Origin of the sequence: Aneurinibacillus sp. UBA3580, assembly GCF_002375825.1 — a bacterium.
GTDB classification, from domain to species: Bacteria; Bacillota; Bacilli; order Aneurinibacillales; family Aneurinibacillaceae; genus Aneurinibacillus; species Aneurinibacillus danicus.
Genome location: NZ_DFMZ01000102.1, coordinates 1 through 8,986 on the forward strand (window position 1 = coordinate 1; position 8,986 = coordinate 8,986).

Here is an 8,986-nt window from a genome sequence, read left to right on the forward strand (position 1 = left end):
GGAATGGATCGGCTTTGATCCGGAGAAGCTGTCTGTAACCATCCACCCGGAAGATGACGAAGCATACGAAATCTGGAACAAGAAAGTGGGCATCCCGGACGAGCGTATCGTACGCCTGGAAGGAAACTTCTGGGATATCGGAGAAGGCCCGTGCGGACCGAACAGTGAGATTTTCTACGACCGCGGGGAGAGATTCGGCAACGACCCAAGCGATCCAGAGCTATATCCGGGTGGTGAGAATGAACGTTACCTTGAAATATGGAACCTTGTATTCTCGCAGTACAACCACAATCCGGACGGCTCTTACACGCCGCTGCCGAAGAAGAACATCGATACAGGGATGGGACTCGAGCGCATGGCGTCTATTCTGCAGGAAGTAGATAATAACTTTGAGACCGATCTACTGTTCCCGATTATTGAAGCGACCTGCAATATCGCGGGTGTAAAATACGGCGAATCGCCGGAAAAAGACGTGGCACTGAAAGTGATTGCTGACCACTCCCGTACCGTTGTTTTTGCGATTGGTGACGGTGCACTGCCGTCCAATGAAGGACGCGGGTATGTCATTCGCCGTCTGCTGCGCCGTGCGGTTCGCTACGGTAAAGTGCTCGGCATCGATAAGTCCTTCCTTTACACATTAACATCGGTGGTTGGCGAAATTATGAAAGCTTACTATCCGGAAGTACTGGAGAAGCGTGAATTTATCGAACGTGTGATTAAAAACGAGGAAGAACGATTCCATGAAACGCTGAATGAAGGTCTGCATATCCTCGAGCAGATGGTCGAAGCGGCGAAAAAAGCCGGACAAACGAAAATCAGCGGACCGGAAGCATTCAAACTGTATGATACGTACGGTTTCCCGTTTGATTTGACCGAAGATTTTGCGGCCGAGCAAGGATTGACCGTAGACCGTGAAGGCTTTGATATTGCGATGGAAGAGCAGCGTGCCCGTGCCCGTGCGGCCCGTCAGGATGAAGACAGCATGCAGGTGCAGGGCGGCGTGCTTGGCGATATCAAGGTAAAAAGCGAATTCGTAGGTTATGACGAGCTTGTAACCAGCGCGAAAGTCGCAGCGATTGTGCATGATAATGAGTCTGTAGACATGGTAGGTGCCGGCACAGAATGTCAGGTTATTCTTGACCGTACACCGTTCTATGCGGAATCCGGCGGACAGGTTGCGGACAAAGGCCTGCTGAGTGCCGGTAAAATGCAGGCGAGGGTGCAGGATACGCAGAAAGGGCCGAACGGTCAGCATGTGCATACCGTTCTGGTAGAGAGCGGCACGTTAAAAGTAGGCGATACGGTAGAGGCTATAGTAGAGCGGGCATCCCGCGCCGATACGATTAAGAACCATACCGCCACCCACCTGCTGCACCAAGCGCTGAAAGATGTGCTGGGGACACACGTGAATCAGGCCGGATCGCTGGTTGCTCCCGACCGCCTTCGCTTTGACTTCTCGCACTTTGGAGCGGTGACGGCGGACGAGCTGGAACAAATTGAAACAAAGGTGAACGAGCAGATTTGGCGTAATATTGACGTTAACATTATGCATAAATCACTCACAGAAGCAAAAGCGATGGGTGCGATGGCGCTGTTCGGCGAGAAGTACGGCGATGAAGTACGCGTCGTGCAGGTAGGCGATTACAGCCTGGAGCTGTGCGGCGGCTGCCACGTAAGCAATACGGCAGAAATCGGCCTGTTCAAGATTCTCAGCGAAGCGGGCATCGGCGCCGGTACACGCCGTATCGAAGCCGTAACCGGACGCATGGCATACGAGTATCTGAATAAACAACTGCAGACGCTTAAAAAAGTAGCGGAAGAGCTTAAAACAAACATTTCCAGCGTACCGCAGCGCATCGAAGCGGTAAAAGGCGAGATGAAGGCGCTGGAGCGCGAGAATGAGTCGCTGCGCGCCAAGTTAAGCCACCTGGAAGCTTCTTCGCTCACCGATCAGATAGAAGAAGTAAAAGGCGTAAAGGTGCTCGCTGCGAAAGTAAACGGCGTCGACATGGATAATCTGCGCAACATGGTAGATGATCTGAAGAACAAACTCGGATCCGGCATTGTTGTATTGGGTTCGGTAAAAGACGATAAAGTAAATATCGTAGCCGGCGTAACCGCTGATCTGGTTAAACAGGGATTTCATGCGGGTAAAGCGGTAAAAGAGGTAGCTGTACGCTGCGGTGGCGGCGGCGGCGGCCGTCCAGACATGGCCCAGGCGGGCGGCAAGAACCCGGCACAGTTGCCGGAAGCACTTGCATTTGTGAAAAGCTGGGTAGGTGAACAAATTTAGTGCAGGTTCGAAAAGAGGGAATTCGACAGTTCGGGGCGAATATAAAAAAGTAATGAAGATCCTTTGAAAGAGGTGCTAGGCAGTGAGTTCCATGGATCATACCATGAAGTTCAATTTCAAGCAGGACGAGGTGGAAGTGGACGCCCGTGAAGTTCTGCTGCAGGTGTACGGTGCGCTCGAAGATAAAGGGTACAACCCGATTAACCAAATTGTCGGTTATTTGATTTCCGGTGATCCGGCTTACATTCCCCGCCACAACAATGCGCGCACGCTTATTCGCAAATTGGAGCGCGACGAATTAATCGAGGAGCTTGTTCGTTCATATCTTCGCTCGAACCGATAGCACAACGAAGAATTCCTGACCGCATCAGCCGCCTCCTTCCCATTTGGGAAAGAGGCGTGTTATGGGCGGACATTATTAGGAGAGAATGTATGCGTAAAATGGGACTCGATGTCGGTGAAAAGACGATTGGCGTCGCAATCAGCGATGAGTTTGGATGGACAGCACAGGGAATAGAGACCATCCGCAGGGAAGGCAAGAAAAAAGATTATCTTCGCATCGAAGAACTCATAAAACAATATGATGTGGGGGAAATTATTGTCGGGCTTCCTAAAAACATGAATGGTACGATTGGACCTCGGGGCGAGATGTGCCAGGCATTTGCGGAATATGTGCAAAACCGTTCGCGTCTTCCCGTTAAAATGTGGGATGAGCGCTTAACAACAATGGCGGCCGAGAAAATGTTGGTTTCCGCCGATGTGAGCCGTAAGAAAAGAAAGCAAGTCATTGATAAAATGGCAGCGGTAATTATATTGCAAAATTACCTGGATGCCCAAAAATAGGAGGTTATGCACATGGATTTGGATAATATCGGAATTGAAGTCGGCGAATATATTACGATTACGGATGAAGAGTCCGGTCAAGAGTACGAATATCTTGTTATGTACATTTTCGAAATTGAAGATCGTACGTACCTATGCCTGGTGCCTGCCGAGCAAGAAGATCAGGAAGAGTATGAAGTAGAGTTCCTGCGCTATGAGGGGACAGATACGCTGCAGCCGATTGAAGACGAGCAGGAGTGGGAGCAGGTAGAAGCTACATTCGAAACGTTGATGAGCGAACTTGATAAAGAGGAAAATTAATTTTGGATTATCAAGCGGAATCCAGAGGGGAAGTGCGCCACCTGCGCGATTCATGGGGAAATCAGGTGAAATGGTATGATGCACGGCTTGGGCGGGAGGAGCAGTATAGCGTCATGACCGAGATGGATGTGGCGGGACAGACGTATGCGGTGCTCACTCCGACCAGTTTTGCTGACCCTCACCCGTATCTTTTTAAGTATTCGCTGACGGACGGTGTGCCTGCGCTTTCTCCTGTAGAATCGGAAGATGAATGGGACCAGGCGGTAGATGCATTCTCCGCGTGGCTGGATGAATCGAACGTAAAGGTTCATATGGTATGAATCACAAGAGCCATCGAAATGTTTTCGATGGCTTTTACATTGCTTTATCCAGTGGACATGCTATAGTAACAACCCGGGTTATAACTGAGGTTTTAATTTACCTAAGAGTTCAAATTAAAAAGATATCCTGCATGTTAATTCTGTAGTTTGTCCCGCAGCAGAGTCACATCCGCTTCCAGTTCGTCCACTTTCGCGGTTGTTCGGTTCTGCCGTAGCTCTATCTTCTCCAGGCGATACATGCCGCGTTCTATGTCATCAAGGCGGGCGAGTGTTTCCTTTTGTGATTGAAGAATTAATTCGTCCGCTTTAATGTTTTCAACATGCTTACGGCTAAGAGAGTCCTTTAGTTCATCGAAACGGCTGTTCATTCCTTCTTCCAGCGTATCAATACGCTGATTCATCTTTTGTAGTTCTTCCAATATTTGTTGCAAAAGTTTATCGTTCATGCCTTAGCCTCCTCTCTTTTGCTATCCGGTATGTATTCCAAGAGATCGCCAGGGTATACATCTAAGGCTGCACATAGTTTGTCGATCACCTCAAGTGATACAAACTGATTTTATTTAGTCTGGCCATAGTAAATCAAGGGATGCCGGTTTTTTCAACTACCTCTTTCTTTTTAATACCTTTCTTAACTAAAAGCAACTGGAAAGGCATGTAACTTATCATCTTATCACCACTCTATTTTCTCTTATTTATCTATCATTATAAAGATAAATCTATGACTTGGTTGCATTCTCATTTTGTATTTTTCGTTTCGTATTCTTTCCTTATATGATTCTTCGTTTTATTGTTTTTATTTTTGTTGTATCATTTCTTATGATGCTCCGTTCGCTTTTTAGAGGGAATCACAATCAAGTAGCCAAAGGTATCACAAGATCACATAAAAATGCAACTTATAGGAGAGGTGTTGTGCACGTACACCATATACAAGGAAGGGGAAAGCGTTTATGGCCGGAAGCGTCGAGAAACGCGGGAAAAATTCGTGGCGGAGGTTGAGTCTGGCACGTATGTTAAACCATCAAAAATGACCCTGTCCGATTTTGTAAGTGAATGGGGGAAACATTATGCGGAAAAGCAGTTGGCTCCCAGAAATTATAAAGTAGCGCTGGAAACCGGTAGAGGAAAAGGAGAGTAAGGTAGAGATGCGAAAAACCATTACATTTGCTTTAGCCATTCTGCTTCTGTTTGCCCTTGGGGTAGGCGGAGTCTCATATTATATCTGGAAAGGTCTGCAGCCGGTAGCAAGTGAGAACGGCCAGCAGAAAATCGTCGAAATTCCGCCCAACTCATCCATAAGCAAAGTCGGAAAAATTTTGGAGGAAAATGAGCTAATCAAAGACGCGCGGCTCTTTTCCCTGTATGTAAAAATGAAAGGAATCGGATCCGACATTAAAGCAGGTAAGTATCAACTGACCGCAGGACAATCCATTGGCGAACTCATTGAGAAATTGTCCAGCGGGGACATTTATAAAGATACCATTACTGTGACGATTCCGGAAGGCTATACAATAGAGCAGATCGCTACCCGCCTGGAGCAAAAAGGGCTTGTGAAGAAAGACAGGTTCTTAAAGGAAGTAAACACAGGCAAGTTTCCGCAGGAAGTCGTAAAAAGCATCCCGGCGGATAAGCGCATTAAGTACCGTCTGGAAGGCTATTTGTTCCCGGATACGTACGAGTTTAAAAAGGGAGCGAACGAGCACCAGATTATCGAACGGATGCTGGAACGCTTTGAAGAAGTGTGGAACAAAGAATGGGACGGCAAAGTGAAACAGCATAACCTGAACAAACATCAGGCGGTAACGCTGGCCTCGATAGTCGAGCGTGAAGTGCGCTCCGAGGATGAACGCCAGAAGGTGGCCGGTGTCTATTACAATCGTCTCGCCAAACAGATGCCGCTGCAGGCGGACGCAACGGTGCAGTATTTGTTCGCCAAGCAGAAGGATCGTGTGATGTACAGCGATTTGGAACAGGACAGTCCGTATAACACATATAAAGTGAAAGGATTGCCGCCGGGACCGATTGCGAGTCCAGGCAAAGCAGCGCTTGAAGCCGTGGCTAATGCCGAGAAGCACAGCTACTTATTCTACGTGACCAAAAAGGACGGAACCGGTCAGCATTATTTTGCGGCTACGTATCAGGAACACTTAAGAAACATCGATAAAAGCAAAGGAAATCAGAAATAGATTTTGCACCGTGGATATGCTATTATGGAGAAGTTTATGAAAAAGAACGAGGTGTAAACAAGATGATAACCTCAGAACATATTGAGCGCTATATGGTATCGCTCATACCTGAGCGTTCTGAACTGCTTACGCGTATGGAGCGAGAGGCCGAAGCGGAACATATCCCGATTATCCAGCTTCCCAGTATCCAACTGCTCCGCTTTTTGCTGATGGTGCACAGGCCTAAGCGGATTCTTGAAGTGGGAATGGCGATTGGGTACTCGACGATTTGGCTTGCGCAGGCGGCGCCGGATGCGCACATTACATCCATTGAGATTTCAGAAGAAATGGTCGAGCGTGCGCAGCGGAATTTCGCCGAAGCAGGCATAAGCGACAGGGTTACCGTACTGCATCAGGATGCGCGGGAGGGGTTATCTGGTGAGCATGCGTTTGATTGCATCTTTTTAGATGCGGCCAAAGGGCAATACCAGGTATTTTTTGACCAATATGCGCCGTATCTGGTGGAAGGCGGACTGCTGATTTGCGATAACGTCTTTTTCCGCGGCATGGTCGCCGAAGAAGAAGTTCCGAAGAAGAGGCGTGGCATGATACAAAAGCTGCGCGCCTTTAATCAATTTTTAGCCGAACATCCGGCGTTTGAGACGTCGTTCGTCTCCATCGGGGACGGGCTGGCCTTATGCATAAAACGGAGGGAAGTAAAGTGAAAAAACCGGAATTGCTCTGCACCGCTGCCAATTTGGACGAGCTTACTCAGGTTATCGAAGCCGGAGCGGATGCGGTAAGCATCGGACACGAGCGATACGGCCTGCGGGTCGCGGGCAACTTTGAGCTGGAAGACATTCGCCGGGCGGTCAAGATAGCGCACGCACGGAGCGCGAAAGTGTATGTATCCGTCAACGCGTTATTCCATAACGATGATTTGAAAGGATTGCCGGAATACCTGAAGGCGCTCGAGAAGATTGGCGTAGATGCTATTGTGTTCGGTGATACGGCTGTCGTAATGATTGCGCGTCAGATTGGACTTAAGCTACCGCTTCACTGGAACGCCGAAGTGCTGACCACTAATTACGAGACGATGAATTACTGGGGCAGGAAGGGGGCGACGCGCGCATTTGTTGCCCGTGAGTTAAACATGGACGCGATTGTGGAAATTAAAGAAAACGCTGAAGTAGAAATTCAGGTGCAGGTGCACGGAATGACCTGTATCTTCCATTCCCGCCGCAATCTGGTGACCAATTATGAGAAATTCAAAGGTCAGGAACCAAAAACGACCGGCATGGACCGAAAGCTGTTCATCACGGAAGAAAAGCGGGAAGACTTGCAGTACCCAATCTTTGAAGATCGGAACGGGACGCATATCATGAGCGCGGAAGATATTTGCATTCTGGAATATCTGGATGAACTGATGGATGCGGAGATTGACAGTTTTAAAATTGAAGGCATCATGAAAGACACAAACTATAATGTGAAAGTGACTTCGATTTACCGCCGGGCAATCGATGCTTATGCGGAAAGTCCGGATAAATTCCGCGGGATGGTGGACGGACTTATGGATGAGCTGCGGAGCATCCAGCCGTCTCACCGTGAGCTGACGACAGGATTCTTCTTTAAAGAGCAAGTTTATTAATGAGGTGATGAATGATGGCGGACACAAACGTCATTTCCGATAAAAAGATTTTAAAACCGCGTGGTCCGATTCTACAAAAGCCCGAGGTGCTGGCTCCGGCGGGTAACCTGGAGAAGCTGAAGTTCGCGGTGCGCTATGGTGCGGATGCGGTATATATCGGCGGTCAGAGTCTGGGCCTGCGTGCCAATGCGGATAACTTCTCGTTCGATGAGATGAAAGAAGCGACAGAATTCGCCCATGCGCACGGTTCCAAGGTGTTTGTGGCGACCAATATTATCGCGCACAATGAAGACCTGCATCAGGTGGATGATTTCATGCGTAATTTGCAGCGTTCCGGCATCGATGCCATTATTGTCGCTGATCCGGCGTTGATTGAACGCACGAAGCAGGCAGCACCGGATTTGGAACTTCACCTGAGCACTCAGGCATCGACGACGAACTGGCAGACGGTGCAATTCTGGAAAGAAGAGGGCGTGAGCCGCGTTGTGCTGGCGCGCGAAGTTTCCATCCGGGAAATCCGCGAAATCAAGAAGCATGTAGACATTGAAATCGAAGCGTTTGTACACGGAGCGATGTGCATTTCCTATTCCGGGCGCTGTGTGCTGTCCAACCATTTTACCGCACGTGATTCAAATCGCGGAGGCTGTTCCCAGTCCTGTCGCTGGCAGTATGACATGTTTGAAGAATTACCGCAGGATGAAGCGGAAATCGAGCAAATCGGCAAAAAAGCGCTCCCGATGTTCGGCGAGCAGGATCCGCAATTTACGATGAGTTCAAAAGATATGTGTATGCTCGGTTTCCTGCCGGATATGATCGATGCAGGCGTAGACAGCTTTAAAATCGAAGGGCGCATGAAAAGTATTCACTACGTGGCGACGGTCACCAATCAGTACCGCCGTGCGGTAGATGCATACTGTGCCGACCCGGATAACTATAAGTTGAATCCGGAATGGATGGAAGAGATTCGCAAAGCGTCCCACCGTTCACTGACGACCGGGTTCTTCTATGGCATGCCGACGGAACAAGACCAGCTGTACGGCGAAAATGAAGATATGCCGGAATACGAATTTGCCGGATTGGTGCTGGATTATGACGCGGAGAGCGGCATCGCAACGCTGCAGCAGCGCAATAAATTCAGTGTAGGTGACACGGTGGAGTTCTTCGGTCCGACGCTGGATCGTTTCGCGCAGACCGTAGGCGAGATGTGGAACGAGAAGGACGAACCCATCACTTCTGCACCGCATGCCATGCAAATTGTGAAAGTGCGCGTTGACCGGCCGGTTGCCGAGCATGATATGATGCGCAAGGAGAAGAAATAACTGATGGCAGCTCCGATTATTATAGGCGTGGCGGGTGGCACCGGCTCCGGCAAGACAACGGTCGCCCGCGAGATTTACCGCCAGTTCGAAGATATGAGCGT

The 8,986-nt window shown here is 49.1% G+C and carries 11 protein-coding genes and 1 pseudogene; 10 read left to right on the top strand and 2 right to left on the bottom strand.

Annotated features, from left to right (window positions below; all coding sequences use genetic code 11):
- The 5 genes from alaS to B2899_RS14535 all read left to right on the top strand — a co-directional run.
- The coding region (gene alaS / locus B2899_RS14515; protein ID WP_286886757.1) for an alanine--tRNA ligase at nucleotides 1–2,293 on the top strand (2,293 nt) is incomplete at its 5' end.
- 82 nt (nucleotides 2,294–2,375) lie between these two features.
- A complete protein-coding gene (locus B2899_RS14520) occupies nucleotides 2,376–2,636 on the top strand; it encodes an IreB family regulatory phosphoprotein (protein WP_146811010.1) in 261 nt (86 codons plus the stop codon).
- An 89-nt stretch (nucleotides 2,637–2,725) separates the two neighbouring features.
- Nucleotides 2,726–3,136: a Holliday junction resolvase RuvX gene (gene ruvX, locus B2899_RS14525; RefSeq protein ID WP_146811009.1), complete on the top strand. Its 411-nt coding sequence runs from the start codon at nucleotides 2,726–2,728 to the stop codon at nucleotides 3,134–3,136.
- A gap of 12 nt (nucleotides 3,137–3,148) precedes the next feature.
- The gene (locus tag B2899_RS14530; protein WP_246147354.1) at nucleotides 3,149–3,436 is read left to right on the top strand and encodes a DUF1292 domain-containing protein; all 288 of its coding nucleotides are present in this window, start codon (nucleotides 3,149–3,151) and stop codon (nucleotides 3,434–3,436) included.
- Between the two features lie 2 nt (nucleotides 3,437–3,438).
- Nucleotides 3,439–3,756 carry a DUF1292 domain-containing protein gene (locus tag B2899_RS14535; RefSeq protein WP_146811007.1) on the top strand — a complete coding sequence of 106 codons (318 nt, stop codon included), beginning with the start codon at nucleotides 3,439–3,441 and terminating at the stop codon, nucleotides 3,754–3,756.
- Nucleotides 3,757–3,890: 134 nt separating this feature from the next.
- Here the strand turns inward: B2899_RS14535 and B2899_RS14540 are convergent, their stop codons facing one another.
- Nucleotides 3,891–4,202 carry a hypothetical protein gene (locus B2899_RS14540; RefSeq protein ID WP_286886761.1) on the bottom strand — a complete coding sequence of 104 codons (312 nt, stop codon included), beginning with the start codon at nucleotides 4,200–4,202 and terminating at the stop codon, nucleotides 3,891–3,893.
- The gene (locus tag B2899_RS18330) at nucleotides 4,199–4,291 is read right to left on the bottom strand and encodes a helix-turn-helix domain-containing protein (RefSeq protein ID WP_307724492.1); all 93 of its coding nucleotides are present in this window, start codon (nucleotides 4,289–4,291) and stop codon (nucleotides 4,199–4,201) included. Before B2899_RS18330 ends, B2899_RS14540 begins: the two co-directional genes overlap by 4 nt.
- Before the next feature lie 607 nt (nucleotides 4,292–4,898).
- On the opposite strand from B2899_RS18330, the gene mltG reads away from it, so the two are divergent.
- From mltG to B2899_RS14570, 5 genes and pseudogenes are all read left to right on the top strand, one after another.
- On the top strand, nucleotides 4,899–5,939 hold the full coding sequence (mltG, locus tag B2899_RS14550) for an endolytic transglycosylase MltG (RefSeq protein ID WP_146811005.1): 1,041 nt from the start codon (nucleotides 4,899–4,901) through the stop codon (nucleotides 5,937–5,939).
- A gap of 62 nt (nucleotides 5,940–6,001) precedes the next feature.
- Nucleotides 6,002–6,643: an O-methyltransferase gene (locus B2899_RS14555; protein WP_286886762.1), complete on the top strand. Its 642-nt coding sequence runs from the start codon at nucleotides 6,002–6,004 to the stop codon at nucleotides 6,641–6,643.
- Nucleotides 6,640–7,566, top strand: coding sequence for a peptidase U32 family protein (locus tag B2899_RS14560; RefSeq protein ID WP_286886765.1), 927 nt, complete (start codon nucleotides 6,640–6,642; stop codon nucleotides 7,564–7,566). The genes B2899_RS14555 and B2899_RS14560 overlap by 4 nt, the downstream gene beginning before the upstream one ends.
- 14 nt (nucleotides 7,567–7,580) lie before the next feature.
- The gene (locus tag B2899_RS14565) at nucleotides 7,581–8,885 is read left to right on the top strand and encodes a peptidase U32 family protein (RefSeq protein ID WP_286886766.1); all 1,305 of its coding nucleotides are present in this window, start codon (nucleotides 7,581–7,583) and stop codon (nucleotides 8,883–8,885) included.
- 3 nt (nucleotides 8,886–8,888) lie between these two features.
- A pseudogene (locus tag B2899_RS14570) lies at nucleotides 8,889–8,986 on the top strand (uridine kinase); the annotation flags it as partial.